Annotated in this window: 11 protein-coding genes and 1 pseudogene; 4 read left to right on the top strand and 8 right to left on the bottom strand. The window is 73.7% G+C overall.

The genetic code is table 11. From position 1 onward, the window contains the following. Window positions 1-350: pseudogene (locus CRM73_RS14530) on the bottom strand (O-succinylbenzoate synthase); the annotation flags it as partial. 130 nt (window positions 351-480) lie between these two features. Here CRM73_RS14530 and CRM73_RS14525 point away from each other — a divergent pair. Then, the gene (locus CRM73_RS14525; protein WP_052132806.1) at window positions 481-1,329 is read left to right on the top strand and encodes a phosphatase PAP2 family protein; all 849 of its coding nucleotides are present in this window, start codon (window positions 481-483) and stop codon (window positions 1,327-1,329) included. Here the strand turns inward: CRM73_RS14525 and CRM73_RS14520 are convergent. After that, window positions 1,262-2,155, bottom strand: coding sequence for an MBL fold metallo-hydrolase (locus CRM73_RS14520; RefSeq protein WP_017832458.1), 894 nt, complete (start codon window positions 2,153-2,155; stop codon window positions 1,262-1,264). The genes CRM73_RS14525 and CRM73_RS14520 overlap by 68 nt on opposite strands. A gap of 40 nt (window positions 2,156-2,195) precedes the next feature. Here CRM73_RS14520 and gluQRS point away from each other — a divergent pair, with 40 nt between their 5' ends. Next, window positions 2,196-3,197, top strand: a complete 1,002-nt coding sequence (gene gluQRS, locus CRM73_RS14515) for a tRNA glutamyl-Q(34) synthetase GluQRS (protein WP_017832459.1) — start codon at window positions 2,196-2,198, stop codon at window positions 3,195-3,197. Here the strand turns inward: gluQRS and aceB are convergent. Then, window positions 3,119-4,792, bottom strand: a complete 1,674-nt coding sequence (gene aceB / locus CRM73_RS14510) for a malate synthase A (RefSeq protein WP_370658543.1) — start codon at window positions 4,790-4,792, stop codon at window positions 3,119-3,121. The two genes, gluQRS and aceB, sit on opposite strands and share 79 nt — an antisense overlap. A 152-nt stretch (window positions 4,793-4,944) precedes the next feature. Beyond that, on the bottom strand, window positions 4,945-6,228 hold the full coding sequence (gene aceA, locus CRM73_RS14505) for an isocitrate lyase (protein ID WP_133409274.1): 1,284 nt from the start codon (window positions 6,226-6,228) through the stop codon (window positions 4,945-4,947). A 161-nt stretch (window positions 6,229-6,389) separates the two neighbouring features. Between aceA and CRM73_RS14500 the strand changes: the two genes are divergently transcribed. Together CRM73_RS14500 and putP are read left to right on the top strand one after the other, a co-directional pair. After that, window positions 6,390-7,871 (top strand): helix-turn-helix domain-containing protein, encoded by a 1,482-nt coding sequence (locus CRM73_RS14500; protein WP_229588211.1) that lies wholly within the window; start codon window positions 6,390-6,392, stop codon window positions 7,869-7,871. Between the two features lie 173 nt (window positions 7,872-8,044). Beyond that, entirely contained in the window at window positions 8,045-9,541 is a 1,497-nt protein-coding gene (gene putP, locus CRM73_RS14495) for a sodium/proline symporter PutP (RefSeq protein ID WP_017832463.1), read from the top strand. A gap of 64 nt (window positions 9,542-9,605) precedes the next feature. Here putP and CRM73_RS14490 read toward each other — a convergent pair whose 3' ends face one another. The 4 genes from CRM73_RS14490 to CRM73_RS14475 all read right to left on the bottom strand — a co-directional run. Then, window positions 9,606-10,574: an L-lactate dehydrogenase gene (locus CRM73_RS14490; protein WP_017832464.1), complete on the bottom strand. Its 969-nt coding sequence runs from the start codon at window positions 10,572-10,574 to the stop codon at window positions 9,606-9,608. Window positions 10,575-10,678: 104 nt separating this feature from the next. Then, the gene (locus CRM73_RS14485) at window positions 10,679-12,652 is read right to left on the bottom strand and encodes a penicillin-binding transpeptidase domain-containing protein (protein ID WP_229588209.1); all 1,974 of its coding nucleotides are present in this window, start codon (window positions 12,650-12,652) and stop codon (window positions 10,679-10,681) included. 176 nt (window positions 12,653-12,828) lie between these two features. Beyond that, a complete protein-coding gene (locus tag CRM73_RS14480; RefSeq protein WP_017832466.1) occupies window positions 12,829-13,791 on the bottom strand; it encodes a CoA ester lyase in 963 nt (320 codons plus the stop codon). A 289-nt stretch (window positions 13,792-14,080) separates the two neighbouring features. Then, window positions 14,081-14,620 (bottom strand): ATP-dependent helicase C-terminal domain-containing protein (locus CRM73_RS14475; RefSeq protein ID WP_305067806.1); only part of this gene is annotated, 540 nt, incomplete at its 5' end.

Raw genomic sequence — 14,620 nt, 5'->3', positions numbered from 1 at the left:
CGCTCGGCGACCTTGATCTTCACGGCACGCACCCCGCCCCCGAAACCGGCGAGGACCTCCCGGACCCGGGCCGCCGGCACGGCGGGCACGGTCGCGTTGACGGGGATGCGCGTGCGCCGGGGCGCCGGGAAGCCGTGCCACGCGGCGTCGACCGCGGCGCGGAGCCAGGCGCCCGCCTCGGCGTCCCCGTACTCGGGGAACGGGCCGAACTCCCCCCACCCCGCCGGGCCGCGCAGGAGCACCGACTCGCGCACGTCGACGCCGCGGAAGCGCACCCGCATCGGCAGGGCGACGACGTGCGCGTGCGCGAGCAGGTCGTCGAGCGGGGGCAGGACCACGGCGGGGAGCATGCTCCCCAGCCTAGGCGGCGCCTCTCAGCCCGCTCCGATCCGTGCGTGGAATGATGAGGGCTCCGCGGGTGCCCGCACGGCCGCGGCCGTGCCCGCGCCCCGACGATCCGCACCACCGCCCAGGAGCTCGATGACCACGACCGCCCGCCGCCCCGCCCCCACCGTCCTGCAGGTCCTGGGCCACCTGCTCGGCGCCGCCGCCCTGTGGGCGTCGGCCGCGCTGGTCGGGGTCGTGGCCCTCACCACCGCGACCGGGCAGTGGCTCGACGAACTGGCCCTGCGCCAGGCGAGCGGCGCCTTCCCCGACCTCTCCGACCGCGCCGCCCAGCTGCTCGACTCGGTCCCGTGGGTGGTGGGCGCCGTCTCCGCCCTGTGCCTCGCGGTCCTGGCCGTGCGCTCCCGGCGCCTCGCCCCGGCGGTGGTCGGGGCGGCGGTGGTCGTGCTCTCCAACCTCACGGTCCAGCTGCTCAAGCGGGTGCTGCTGGAGAAGCCGGACCTGGGGATCCAGGAGGCCGCCGTCAACTCCTTCCCGTCCGGGCACACGGCCGCCGCGGCCGCCGCCGTGGCGGTGGTGCTGCTCGCGGCCCCCGCCTCCTCCCGGCCGGTAGTCGGGCTGCTGGGGGCGGCCGCCACGACCGCGACCGGGGTGGCCACGCTGCTGAACGGCTGGCACCGGCCCTCGGACGTGGTGGCGTCCCTGCTGGTCGTGGCGGGCTGGGCGGCCTTGGGCGGGCTCGTGCTGCGCCTGACCGGGCCCGTGGAACGCCCCGTGCCCGGCGGGGGCCTGACCGCCCTGCTGGCCGTCTCCGGCGCGGGGGCCCTGCTGGTCGGCCTGCTGCCGCTGTGGGCGGCCCTGCGCGTGCCGGGCGGGGGCTGGGCTGCGGTCGCGGCGTGCGCGGCGATCCTCGGGGTCAGTCTCCTGGCGGCAGCGGCGCTGACAGCGCTGCAAGCTCCTCGGTCGCGGCGTCCTCGGCCCTGATCCGCTCGAGCCGGTCCAGGAGGATCCGCGCCGCCCCCGGGTTGTAGGGCAGGCGGAACATCGAGGCCGTCACGGGCCGCATGCCGTCCGGCTGCGCCGCGGCGGCCTCGCTCGCGTCCACCCGCTCGATCGCGGTGCGCATGAGCCGGGCCTGCTGGAGCACGAAGCCGCGCTCCACCGGGTTGCCGTGGCCGGGGACGAAGACCTGGTACCGGTCGAGGGCGGCCAGGCTCTCGAGGGCCGTGGCCCAGCCCCGCGGGTAGGAGTCGTCGAAGCTGGGGTCGGCGCCCTGCTCCACGAGGTCCCCGGTGAACACGACGTCGTCGACGCCCACGCAGAGGTCGTTGTCGGTGTGGCCCGGGCCGAAGGAGAAGAGCACCGCCGCCCGCTCCCCCAGGTCCACCCGGGTCAGGGCGGGGCGCCGGCCCGTGCCCGGCAGGTGCCGGTTGGGCACGACGAGACGGGTGTCCGGCCCCTCGGCGGCGGCCATCTCGGGCTCGTGGGTGCCCACGAAGGAGCGCTGGAAGTCGCCGTGCGCCTGGATCGCCGCCGCGCAGCCGCGGTGCGCCCAGAAGTCCTCGGCCCCGGCGCGCTGGAACACGGCGTTGCCCAGGAAGTGGTCGTAGTGGGCGTGGGTGTTCACCACCGTCAGCGGCAGGCCCGTGAGCGAGCGGACGGCCTCGAGGATCTCGCGGGCCTGGCGCGGGCCCGCGCCCGTGTCGATCACGAGGGCGCGACGGGACCCGAGCACGACCCCGGAGTTCAGCCTCCAGTTGTCCGTGCTCACGGCGAAGACGCCGTCGCGGATTTCGTTGATGCGCGCCACCCGACCAGGGTACCGACCGCCGCTGGCTATCCTGGCAACCATGACCGCTCCGTCCTCGGGCCGTGCGGCCGGAGGCGCCGGCCGCTATGCTCCGTCCCCCTCGGGGGACCTCCACCTCGGCAACCTCCGCACGGCGCTGCTCGCGTGGGCCCTCGCGCGCTCCACGGGCCGGGGCTTCGTCCTGCGCGTCGAGGACATCGACCGGGTGCGGCCGGGGGCGGCCGAGCGGCAGCTCGCGGACCTCGCCCGGCTGGGCCTCGACTGGGACGGCCCGCCGCTGCTGCAGTCCTCGCGGGAGGCCGAGCACCGGGCCGTGGTGGAGCGTCTCACCGCGGCGGGGCGCACCTACGAGTGCTACTGCACGCGCCGGGAGGTGCAGGCGGCCGCGAGCGCGCCGCACGGGGCCCCGGGCGCCTATCCGGGCACGTGCCGGGACCTCGGCGACGCCGAGCGGGCGCGGCGCCGCCGGGAGCGGCCCCCGGCGGTGCGGCTGCGCGCGGACGTGCGCTCCCGCACGGTCGTGGACCGCTGGGCCGGGGCGTTCACGGGGCTCGTCGACGACTTCGTGCTGCTGCGCAACGACGGCCGCCCCGCCTACAACCTCGCGGTGGTCCTCGACGACGCCCACCAGGGCGTGGACCAGGTGGTCCGGGGCGACGACCTGCTGCCCTCGACCCCCCGGCAGGCGTACCTGGCCTCGGTGCTCGGTCTGGACGAGCCGGAGTGGGTGCACGTGCCGCTCGTGCTCAACGCGCACGGGCAGCGCCTCGCCAAGCGGGACGGCGCCGTGACCCTCGCCGAGCTCGCCGCGGCGGGGCACGGCGCCGAGGAGGTGCTGGGCTGGATGGCCGCGTCGCTGGGCCTCCCCGGCCCGGTCCGGTCGGCGCAGGACGTCCTCGCCGTGTTCGACGAGGACGTCCTGCCCCGGGCGCCCTGGGTCGTGGACCCGGCCCGGTGGGCCGCTCAGGCGCGCGAGGACGCGGAGGTGCCGGCCTCCTCGGGGGCGTGCGGGTCCTCGGGCTCGGCCAGGAACCGCTCGTAGGCGGGGGTGGTCAGGAACGCGGGGTAGTCGTCGCCCAGGGCCACCTCCTCGAAGATGGCGCGGGCGTCGTCGAAGCGGTCGCCCTCGGCGCGCTCGATCCTCGCGAACTCCTCCTCCAGCAGCTCCTGCACCCAGTCCCGGGTGATCTCCTCGCCCTCGTCCGTGATGGCGCGGGTGTTCACCCACTGCCAGATCTGGGAGCGGGAGATCTCCGCGGTCGCGGCGTCCTCCATCAGGTTGTGGATGCCCACGGCGCCGTTGCCGCGCAGCCACGCCTCGATGTAGCGGATCCCCACCTCCACGTTGTTGCGGATCCCCACCTCGGTGATCCTCCCCTCGGCCGAGGCGATGTCGATCAGCGCCTTGTCGTCGGGCACCACGTCCTCGCGGAGCCGGTCCAGCTGGTTCGGGCGGTCGCCGAGCGCCGCGTCGAAGACCTCGCGGCACACGGGGACCAGGTCGGGGTGGGCCACCCAGGACCCGTCGAACCCGTCCTCGGCCTCGCGGGTCTTGTCGGCCTGCACCTTCTCGATCGCGGTGCGGTTGACCTCCTCGTCCCGGCGGGAGGGGATGAACGCGGCCATCCCGCCGATGGCCATCGCCCCGCGGCGGTGGCAGGCCCGCACGAGCTGCTCGGTGTAGGCCCGCATGAACGGCTGCGTCATGGTCACCGCGTTGCGGTCCGGGAGGATGAAGCGGGGCCCGCGGGTCCGGAAGTTCTTGATGATGGAGAAGATGTAGTCCCAGCGGCCGGCGTTGAGCCCCGCGGCGTGCTCCCCGAGCTCGTGGAGGATCTCCTCCATCTCGAAGGCCGCGGTGATCGTCTCGATCAGCACGGTGGCGCGAATGGTGCCGCGGTCCGTCCCCAGCATGGACTCCGCCCGGCTGAAGATGTCGTGCCACAGCCGCGCCTCCTGGTGGGACTCGGTCTTGGGCAGGTAGAAGTAGGGGCCCAGGCCGAGCTTCTTGAGCCGGCGCGCGTTGTGGAAGAAGTACAGGCCGAAGTCCACGATGGCGCCCGCGATGGGCTCGTCCCGCACGGACAGGTGCCTCTCCTCGAAGTGCCACCCGCGGGGCCGCACCACGATGGTCGGGTTGGCCCGGGCGTCCCTGTTCTTCAGCGCGTACTTCTTGCCGTCCGGGTTGGTGAACTCGATGGTCCCCTCGAGCGCGTCGATGAGGTTGAGCTGGTTGGTGACCACGTTCGTCCAGTGCGGGGTGTTGGCGTCCTCCATGTCCGCGAGCCACACCTTCGCCCCGGAGTTGAGGGCGTTGATGGTCATCTTCCGCTCGGTGGGACCGGTGATCTCCACGCGGCGGTCCTCGAGCCCGGGCGGGGGCGGGGGCACGCGCCAGGAGTCGTCCTCGCGGATCCTCCGCGTCTCGGGCAGGAACGTGGGGTCGGTGCCGCGGGCGATCGCCTTGCGCCGCTCCTCGCGGGCGGCCAGCAGCTCGCGCCGGCGGGGCTCGAACTCGCGGTGCAGCGCCGCGAGGAAGCCGAGCGCGTCGGGGGTGAGCACACTGTTCTGCCGGGGCACGTGGTGACCGGTGAGGGTCACGCCGTTGATCGTCACGGGGTTGCTGGTCATGGTCATCATGGCTGGGTCCTCGCCTGAAGAGTGTCCTGGGGAGTTCGGGTGGGGCGGCCCCGAAGGGCGCCGGAGCGGGTCGTCGTCGGATGCGGCGCGGCCGGGGACCCTGTCGGGCCCCCGGCCGGTCACGGCCGTTCGGCTCAGGGCCGTTCGGCTCAGAACTGGGCGGTCTCGGTGGACCCGGCCAGCGCCGTGGTGGAGGACTGCGGGTTGAGGACGGTGGAGACCAGGTCGAAGTAGCCGGTGCCGACCTCGCGCTGGTGGCGGGTGGCGGTGTAGCCGCGCTCCTCGGCCGCGAACTCCCGCTCCTGCAGCTCCACGTAGGCCGTCATCTGGTTGCGGGCGTAGCCGTGGGCGAGGTCGAACATCGAGTAGTTCAGGGCGTGGAAGCCGGCCAGGGTGATGAACTGGAACTTGAAGCCCATCGCGCCCAGCTCGCGCTGGAACTTGGCGATCGTGGCGTCGTCCAGGTGCTTCTTCCAGTTGAAGGACGGCGAGCAGTTGTAGGCGAGCATCTGGTCGGGGTGCTCCGCGTGGATGCCGTCGGCGAACTTCTTGGCCAGCTCGAGGTCCGGGGTGCCCGTCTCCATCCACAGCAGGTCGGCGTACGGGGCGTACGCGTTGCCGCGGGCGATGCAGGCCTCGAGGCCGTTGCGGACCTTGTAGTAGCCCTCCGCGGTGCGCTCGCCGGTGACGAACGGCTTGTCGCGGTCGTCCACGTCCGAGGTGATCAGGGTGGCCGCCTCCGCGTCGGTGCGGGCGATGATCAGCGAGGGGACGTCGGCGACGTCGGCCGCGAGCCGGGCCGCGCTCAGGGTGCGGACGTGCTGCTGGGTGGGGATGAGCACCTTGCCGCCCAGGTGGCCGCACTTCTTCTCGGAGGCCAGCTGGTCCTCCCAGTGCACTCCGGCCGCGCCGGCGGCGATCATGGACTTCATGAGCTCGTAGGCGTTGAGCGGGCCGCCGAAGCCGGCCTCGGCGTCGGCCACGATCGGGACCAGCCAGTCGTCGACCGTGCTCGTGCCCTCGGAGTGCTCGATCTGGTCGGCGCGCATCAGCGCGTTGTTGATCCGCCGCACGACCGCCGGGACGGAGTTCGCGGGGTAGATCGACTGGTCGGGGTAGGTCTGGCCCGCGAGGTTCGCGTCGCCGGCGACCTGCCAGCCGGAGAGGTAGATGGCCTTGAGACCGGCCTTGACCTGCTGGACCGCCTGGTTGCCGGTCAGGGCGCCCAGGGAGTTGACGAAGTCCTCGGTGTGCAGCTTCTCCCACAGCTGCTCCGCGCCGCGGCGGGCCAGGGTCATCTCCTCCTGCACCGTGCCGCGCAGGCGGACGACCTCCTCCGCCGTGTAGTCGCGGGTGATCTGCGCCCAGCGGGGATCGGCGTCCCACTCCTGGCGGATCTCGTCGGCGGTCTTGGGGGCGTTGGGGTAGGACATGTCGGCTCCTCGTTGAGTGGTCCGAGAACGGGTGCTTCGGCTTCGGGGCCACCGGGAAGTTCGCTCCTCCGTGGTGACACATCCCACTTTGCCCCAGTTCAACCCGGATCAACCCCACATTTCTCGTCGAACTTTCGCCGTTTTTCGTCTATCGTGAAGAAATGACGACCAGCGCGTGGGGCACCGAGGAACCGACGACGGCGGAGCCGGCCGGCAGCACCGACCTGATCGGTCTCGGCCGGCGCATCCGCTCGTTGCGCAAGGACCGCGGCATGACGCTCGCGGAGCTCGCCGACCGGGCGGGCACCGCCACCTCGCAGCTGTCCGTGATCGAGAACGGGCGCCGCGAGCCCCGGCTCAGCCTGCTGCGGCGCCTCGCCGAGGTCCTGGGCACGAGCGTGGACGCCCTGCTCGGGGCCGAGCCCGGCACCCGGCGGGAGGCGCTCGAGATCCAGCTCGAGCGCACCCAGCGCTCCCCGTTCTACGAGCAGCTGGGGCTGCCGACCGTCCGGGTCAGCTCCGCGCTGTCCACCGAGGTGCTCGAGGCGCTCGTGGCCCTGCAGGAGCGGCTGGCCGAGGCCCTCGAGAAGAACTCGGCCACCCCAGAGGAGGCCCGCCGGGCCAACGTGCAGCTGCGCCGGCTCATGCGGGCGCAGGACAACTACTTCCCGGACCTGGAGCAGGCCGCCAAGGAGCTGCTGACCCTGGGCGGCTACTCCTCGGGGCCCGTGTCCAACTCCGTGATCTCCGAGATGGTGGGCAGGCTCGGCTACAGCATCCACCACGTCACCGACCTCCCGCACTCGACCCGCTCGGTGACCGACCTGCTCAACCGGCGGATCTACCTGGTGCAGAGCCCCCGGGCGGACCACGACCCCCGCGCGGTGCTGCTCCAGGCCGTGGGGCACCAGGTGCTGGGCCACGAGCCGCCCAAGGACTACGCCGAGTTCCTCGCCCAGCGCGTGCAGACCAACTACTTCGCCGCCGCGGTGATGCTCCCGGAGGACAAGACCGTCCCGTTCCTGCTCGAGGCGAAGAAGGACCGGGACCTCTTCCTGGAGGACCTCAAGGACCGCTTCGCCGTCTCCCACGAGACGGCGGGCCACCGCTTCACGAACCTGGCCACCCGGCACCTGGGGATCCGCACCCACTTCCACAAGGTGCACTCGTCCGGGGTGATCCACAAGGCCTACGAGAACAACGGGCTGGCGTTCCCGACGGACCACACCGGGGCGATCGAGGGCCAGATCTCCTGCCGCAAGTGGTCCGGGCGCACCGTCTTCGACCAGCCCAACCAGTTCACGGCGTTCGCCCAGTACACGGACACCCCCTCCGGCACGTACTGGTGCTCCACGCGCACGGAGCTCTCGAGCCAGGGCGCGTTCTCCATCGGCGTGGGCGTCGCGTTCACCGACGCCCGCTGGTTCCGCGGCCGCGACACCCCGCACCGCACGGTGTCGACCTGCCCGGACCCCTCGTGCTGCCGGCGCCCGCCCGAGGAGCTCAGCCGGGTGTGGGCGGGCCACGCCTGGCCCAACACCCGGGCCCACTCGCACGTGCTCGCCGCCCTCCCGGAGGGGGCCTTCCCCGGCGTCGACGAGCGGGAGGTCTACGAGTTCCTGCAGGCGCACGACGACGTCTGAGCCGGCCCCGCGGGCCGCCGGCGCGGTCTCCCCGCACCCCCGGGACCGCCTCCCTATACCCGTAGTGGCTGGCCACTGCCCGGGAGCGGGCGTAAAGTTCTGTGGGACCTCTGCTCCACCCACCCCCCTGGACGCTGCGCTCCACCGGGCCGGCTCCGGGCGGAAAGGACACCATGCCCCAAGAGATAGCCCAGACGATCGCGATCGTCATCTACTTCGCCGCCATGATCGGGATCGGCCTCTACGCCAACAGCAGGACGAAGAACCTCGACGACTACATGCTCGGCGGGCGCAACCTCAAGCCCGGGACCGCCGCCCTCAGCGCCGGTGCCTCCGACATGTCCGGCTGGCTGCTGCTCGGCCTGCCCGGCGCGGTGTTCCTCTCCGGTCTGGTCGAGGCGTGGATCGCCGTCGGCCTGATCGTCGGCGCGTGGGTCAACTGGAAGTTCATCGCGCCCCGGCTGCGCTCCTACACCGAGGTCTCGCACAACTCGATCACGATCCCGTCCTTCCTGGACAACCGGCTCAAGGGCGGCAGCCGGCTGCTGCGCATCGTCTCCGGGCTCATCATCCTGGTGTTCTTCACGTTCTACGTCTCCTCCGGCATGGTGGCCGGCGGGCTGTTCTTCCAGTCGTCCTTCGGCTCGACGTACCACGCCGGGCTGCTCCTCGTCGTCGGCGTCACCATCGCCTACACGCTCTTCGGCGGCTTCCTCGGTGCGACCTACACGGACGTGGCCCAGGGCCTCCTGATGTTCGCGGCCCTGCTCCTCGTCCCCGTCGTGGGCGTGATCAACGTGGGCGGCTTCGGCCAGATGGCGGAGAACATCCGCGCCGTCCAGCCCGACGCCCTCTCCATGGTGTCCGGGGCCACGGCCATCGGCGTCATCTCGGCCCTGGCGTGGGGCCTCGGCTACTTCGGCCAGCCGCACATCATCGTCCGCTTCATGGCCATGCGCTCCCCCGCCGACGCCAAGACCGGCCGCCGGATCGGCCTGACCTGGATGGTGCTCAGCGTCATCGGGGCGATCGCCACCGCCCTGGTCGGCGTCGCCTACTACGGCAACCGCCCGGACGAGAGCCCGACCGACCCGGAGTCCGTGTTCCTGGACCTCGCGCAGGTCTTCTTCCACCCCGTGATCGCCGGCTTCGTGCTGGCGGCCGTGCTCGCGGCGATCATGTCCACGGTCTCCTCCCAGCTCATCGTCTCCTCCTCCGCCCTGGTGGAGGACCTGTACAAGCTGACGGTCAAGGAGTCCCCCTCCGAGCGCAAGCAGGTGTGGATGGGCCGCGCGGGCGTGGCCCTCGTCGCCCTCGTCGCCACGTTCCTGGCCTGGGAGCAGAACAACACGATCCTCGGCCTCGTGGCGTTCGCGTGGGCCGGCTTCGGCGCCTCGTTCGGCCCGATCGTGATCCTGTCCCTGTTCTGGCGCAAGCTCACGAACCTGGGCGCGATCACCGGAATGCTCCTGGGCGCGGTCACCGTGTTCGCGTGGACCGTGACCCCGTGGGCCGACCTCTACGAGATCATCCCCGGCTTCCTCGTGAGCCTCGTCTCCGCCGTGCTGGTCTCGAAGGCCACTTATCGGCGCGACGAGGAGATCGAGCGCGAGTTCGACGACGCCGTGCGCCTCGCCCACGCGGCGGAGGACGAGATGGCCGCCCGCTGACCTCTCGCACCGCTCCGCCGGGGCCCGTTCCGCACGCCGGAACGGGCCCCGGCGCCGTCCGGGGTCAGTACCCGATCGAGGCCAGGGTGGCCCGGATCGCCTCGGCGGAGCGGTGCAGCATGGCCAGCTCCTGCTCGTCCATGGGCACGGCCAGCCGCTCGACGACGCCCCGCCGCGCGACGATCGACGGCACGGACAGGGCGACCCCGCTGATCCCCCGGTAGTCGTCGAGGACCGTGGAGACGGGCAGCACGGCGTGCTCGTCCCGCAGCACGGCCTCCGCCACGCGCGCCCCGGCCAGGCCGATCGCGTAGTTGGTGGCGCCCTTGCCCTGGATCACCGTGTACGCCGCGTTGATCGTCCGGTGCGTGATCTCGTCCAGCCGCTCGTCGGTGAAGGGCCGCCGCCCCTCGACGGTCCAGTCCCGCAGCGGGATCTGCCCGATGTTCGCGTTCGACCACAGGGGGAACTCGGTGTCCCCGTGCTCGCCGACGATCGTGGCGTGCACGCTCGTGGTGGACACCCCGCCCTCCTCGGCCAGCAGCCACCGCAGCCGGGACGTGTCCAGCACGGTCCCGGAGGACATCACCCGCTCCGTGGGCAGGCCGGTGAGCTTCTGCGCGATGACCGTGAGCACGTCGCACGGATTGGTCACCAGCACGTACACGGCCTCGGGCGCCTGCTCCACCAGCCGCGGCATCAGCTGCTCGAGGATCGCGGCGTTGGCGCCCGCCAGCTCCATCCGGGTCTGGCCGGGCCGCTGCTTGGCCCCGGCGGTCACGAAGACGACGTCCGAGCCCGCCAGCACGGCGACGTCGTCGGAGCCGGTCACCCGGGAGCTGGGGGTGAACATGGCCCCGTGGGCGAGGTCCAGGCCCTCGGCGCGGACCCGGTCCCCGGCGAGGTCGTAGAGGGCCACCTCCTGGGCGACGCCCTTGATGAGGACCGCGTAGGCCAGGGACGAGCCGACGGAGCCGGCGCCGACCACGCCGATCTTGGTTCTCGCGGTAGTGGTGGGCACGGTCTCGGGCACGGGGAACTCCTCGGTGGTCCGGTGGTCCGCGGCTGCGGACGGTGTGCTCCCATCCTGGGCCAGCGGCGCGGGCCGCGGAAGGGCCCGGGCCACCGTGTCGCGGCTCAGCCGGCGGTGGACGCGGAGGCCGCGGCCAGGAAGTCCCGCATGATGGGTCCGCCGGTGACCGAGCCCAGGCCGCCGTCCTCCACGAAGACCGCCACGGCGAGGTCCTCGTGCTCGGCGATCACCCACGAGTGGGTCCGGGGCGGGTCCTCGTCGCCGAACTCGGCCGTGCCGGTCTTGCCGATCGCGGTGTCCGGCTCGAGCCCCTGCAGCACGCCCAGGTGCCCGGACGAGACGACGGCCCGCATCATGGTGCGCAGCTGCTCTGCCTCCTCAGCGGTCAGGGGCTCCTCCGGTCCGGGCCGGGTCGCGGCGTCCTCGTCGAGCAGTCCCTCGGTGCTGACCAGCCGGGGGGTGACGAGCTCTCCGGCGGCGACCGAGGCGGTGAGCCCGGCCATGCTCAGCGGGGACACGAGCGTGCGGCCCTGCCCGAACATCGCGGCGGCGTGCTGGGCCGGCGGCTCCTCCCGCGGGACCTCACCCCAGAACGCGGGCACGGACAGCTCCGCGGGCACCCCGATCCCGAGCGCGGCCGCGGCCTCGGCCAGCTCCGCCTGGTCGATCCGGTCGTGCTGGTCCACGAAGGTGGTGTTGCAGGAGTGGGCGAGCGCCTCGGTGAGGGTGATCGAGCCGGTGAACTCGGCCGGATAGGACTCGACGTTGTCGACCCGCACGCCCGCGGCGGTCGTGGACGGCGGGCACTGCACGACCGTCCCGGGGGTGTCGCCCTGCCGGAGCATCCCGAGGGCCGTGACCACCTTGAAGGTGGAGCCGGGCGCGTACCGGCCCAGCAGCGCGGTGGAGTAGCCCTCGGAGCCCGGCCCGTTGGCCGAGGCGACGAGCTCGCCCGTGGAGGGCCGGACGGCCACGACCGCCGAGGGGGACTCGATCCCGGCCAGCAGCTCACCGGCGGTGGCCTGGAGCCCACGGTCCAGGGTCACCGCGACCGGCTCGCCGGCCTGCGCCGGGACCTCGAACAGCGGCTCGCCGGCCGCGGACTCGTCCCCGACCTCCTCGACGACGACGCCGGGCGTGCCGCGCAACCGGTCGTCGAAGCGCTCCTGCACTCCCCCGCGGCCGATCGCCGTCCCGGGGGCGAGCTCCCCGCCGGAGTCCGCCACGTCCTCGGCCGTCGCCTCGGCCACCCCGCCCAGCAGGTCGGCGGCGAAGCCGCGGGAGGGCGCCAGCGGCAGCTCGTCCTCGACCACGAGCAGGCCCGGGACCGCCTCCATCTCCGCCGCGTCCAGCTCCCGGAAGTCCTCCAGCCGCAGCGGGACGGCCTCGACGAACGCCTCGGGCCCGGCCTGTCCGACGGCCTCGGCGTAGGCGTCGGCGTCGATGTCCACGGCCTCGGCGAGCCGGCGGGCCGCCTCCTCGGGGTCCGCCCCGTCGAGCTGCGACCGGTCGATGCCCACCCGCCGGATCGGGCGCTCCGTCACCAGCGTCTCGCCGTCCGCCCCGAGGATGTCCCCGCGGTCCGCGGCCACCGTCCGGGCGCGCAGGGCCTCCCCCTCCGCCAGGCCCGGGTGCACCACGGCCGGGGACCACTCGGCGGACCAGTCCCCGGACCCGGTCCGGACCAGCGGGAGGACCGAGTCGTACGCCCAGTCCTGCGCCACGCCCGGGAGGTCCCACGACCAGGACAGGGTGGCCTCGCGGCGGTCCTCCTGCCCGGTGTCCTCGACCGCGGAGACCTCGACGGCCGGGGCGGCCTCCCCGAGCGGCGCGGTGATCCGCTCGTACTGCTTCTGGGCGGAGGGACCCTCGACGTCGCCGAAGGACAGCTCCTGGACGCTGCCCGCGCCCAGGGCCGCGGCGACCCGGTCGGCGGTCTCCCGCCCGCCGTCGGGGGCGAGCGCCGAGCAGCCGGTGGCGAGGAGGGCCGCGGAGAGGGCGACCGGGAGGGCCGCCCTCGGCCGCCGGGGGCGGGGCCGGGACGCCGGGGGCTGCGGGGCGGGGCGGGGAGTCTGCACGGTGTCGAATCTAGTCCGTCCCGCCCCGGACGGGACAGGCCGGGGCGGAGGGATCCGGACACGGAAGAACCGGTGGGCGCCGTGTCTGCACGGCACCCACCGGTCCGTCGGACGCGCGGGGAGGGGGTGCGCTCCCGCGCGGGGGCGGGGCCGGGTGCCGGCCCCTCACCACCGGATCAGCAGTGGTACGTGTCGGTCGGCGCCTCGAAGTGGACGTCGTAGCCCTCGGGGATGCTCAGGCCGAAGGCGCCGGCCAGGCCCAGGATCTTCTTGGCGCGGGCGAGGCGCGGCAGGTCGGAGCCGTTGCGGATCTCCCCGCCGTCGGCGTCGAACTCCTGGAGGAACTCGGTGGCCCAGGACAGCTCGGACAGGGACGGGCTCAGGCCCTCGTTGACCGTGGCGGTCTGCTCAGGCATCAGGCACAGCTTGCCCGTCATGCCGAACTCCAGGGTCACGGACGTGGCCTCGGCCAGCTTCGGCCCGAGCGCGCCGACGGCGGGCCCGTCGATGGGGCCGGGCAGGTTGGCCGCCCGGGAGGCGATCGTGAACTGCGAGCGCGTGTAGGCCAGCGTCATGGGGTTCTCCCCGAAGCCCGTGTCGCGCCGGAAGTCGCCCAGGCCGAAGCCGAGGCGGTACGTGGAGCGGGCGCCGGCGATGGCCTGCAGGTGCTGCACGCCGCGGGCCGTCTCGACGAGCGCCACGATCCGCGTGTCCTTGAGCAGCTCCGCGGTGCGGGTGACGTGCTCCGGGGACTCGACCATGGCCAGCATGACGCCGTCCAGGCCGCGGACGCCGGCAAGGGCCCGGAGGTCCTCCTCCCACCACTGGGTGCCGAAGCCGTTGACCCGCACCCACGCGTGGTGCTGCTCGCCGTGCTCGTCCCGGGCGTCCAGCCAGCTGATGACGTTGCGGCGGGCGCGCTCCTTGTCCTTGGGCGCCACGGAGTCCTCGATGTCCAGGACGACGACGTCGGCCGCGCTCGCCCGGGCCGCCGCGAACCGCTCGGCCTGGGCGCCGTTGACGAGCAGCCAGGAGCGGGCGAGCTCCGGGCCGACCGCGGGAGCGGCGACCTGGGGAACCAGCGGCAGGGACGAGGTGGTCGGGGTCGTCGGCGTGGTCTCGATCGAGGTGGCAGTCATGAGGGCGTACCCGTTCTCCGTGAGGTGCAGCGAGCTGCGGTGTGACAGATGTGCCGGGGCACCCGTGCTGGGAGGGCAGGTGCTGCCCGGCGGAACCGTGACCGGTGCCGGGCCCGCGGGAACGATCGCGTCGCGGGGGTCCGGCCGGTGCGTGCCCCGGACCGGGGATCGCGGGGTGGGCGAGCCGGTCCGTGCGCGCTGGATCAACGCGCTCGGCAGGTGCGGTGACTCCACCGTAACCCAGATCACACCGGGACGCCACCCGCCGTGCCCGGGCACGGGTCCGGGCTCAGGAGCGGCGCGCGGTGCGGGCGGTCGCGGGCGCGGTCCAGGGGTCCTCGGGCCAGGGGTGCCGGGGGTAGCGGCCGCGCATCTCGGCGCGCACCTGGGCGTAGGGGCCGGACCAGAAGGAGGCGAGGTCGTCGGTCACGGCCAGCGGCCGCCCCGCCGGGGAGAGCAGGTGGAAGAGGACCGGGACCCGGCCGCCGGCCACGGCCGGGGACGCCGCCCACCCGAAGCACTCCTGGAGCTTGACGCTGACCACGGGCCGGCCGGCGGGGTCGTCGGCGGCCGGGTAGTCGATCCGGGCCCGGGAGCCGCTGGCCACGGTCAGCCGCTCGGGCGCGAGCTCGTCGAGGCGGGCGGCCTCCGGCCACGGGAGCAGCCGCCGCAGGGGCGGGGCGAGGTCGACCCGGCGGCCGGCGGCGAGGGCGTCGAGCTCGGGGGCGAGCCACTCGTCGAGCCGGTCGAGCAGGGCGGCGTCGGACACGTCGGGCCACGGGTCCCCGAGCCGGTGGTGGAGCAGCGCGAGCCGGCGCCTCAGCCGGTC

This window comes from Kocuria sp. CCUG 69068 (assembly GCF_020833785.1).
Lineage (GTDB): Bacteria > Actinomycetota > Actinomycetes > Actinomycetales > Micrococcaceae > Kocuria > Kocuria rosea.
This window is presented reverse-complemented; position numbering and strand designations above follow the sequence as displayed.

What these genes read in the sequence shown, in the direction of transcription:
- CRM73_RS14525 (WP_052132806.1), top strand. Translation starts at nt 481, where the DNA reads ATGACCACGACCGCCCGCCGCCCCGCCCCCACCGTCCTGCAGGTCCTG.
- gluQRS (WP_017832459.1), top strand. Translation starts at nt 2,196, where the DNA reads ATGACCGCTCCGTCCTCGGGCCGTGCGGCCGGAGGCGCCGGCCGCTAT.
- aceB (WP_370658543.1), bottom strand. Translation starts at nt 4,792, where the DNA reads ATGACCATGACCAGCAACCCCGTGACGATCAACGGCGTGACCCTCACC.
- aceA (WP_133409274.1), bottom strand. Translation starts at nt 6,228, where the DNA reads ATGTCCTACCCCAACGCCCCCAAGACCGCCGACGAGATCCGCCAGGAG.
- CRM73_RS14500 (WP_229588211.1), top strand. Translation starts at nt 6,390, where the DNA reads ATGACGACCAGCGCGTGGGGCACCGAGGAACCGACGACGGCGGAGCCG.
- putP (WP_017832463.1), top strand. Translation starts at nt 8,045, where the DNA reads ATGCCCCAAGAGATAGCCCAGACGATCGCGATCGTCATCTACTTCGCC.
- CRM73_RS14480 (WP_017832466.1), bottom strand. Translation starts at nt 13,791, where the DNA reads ATGACTGCCACCTCGATCGAGACCACGCCGACGACCCCGACCACCTCG.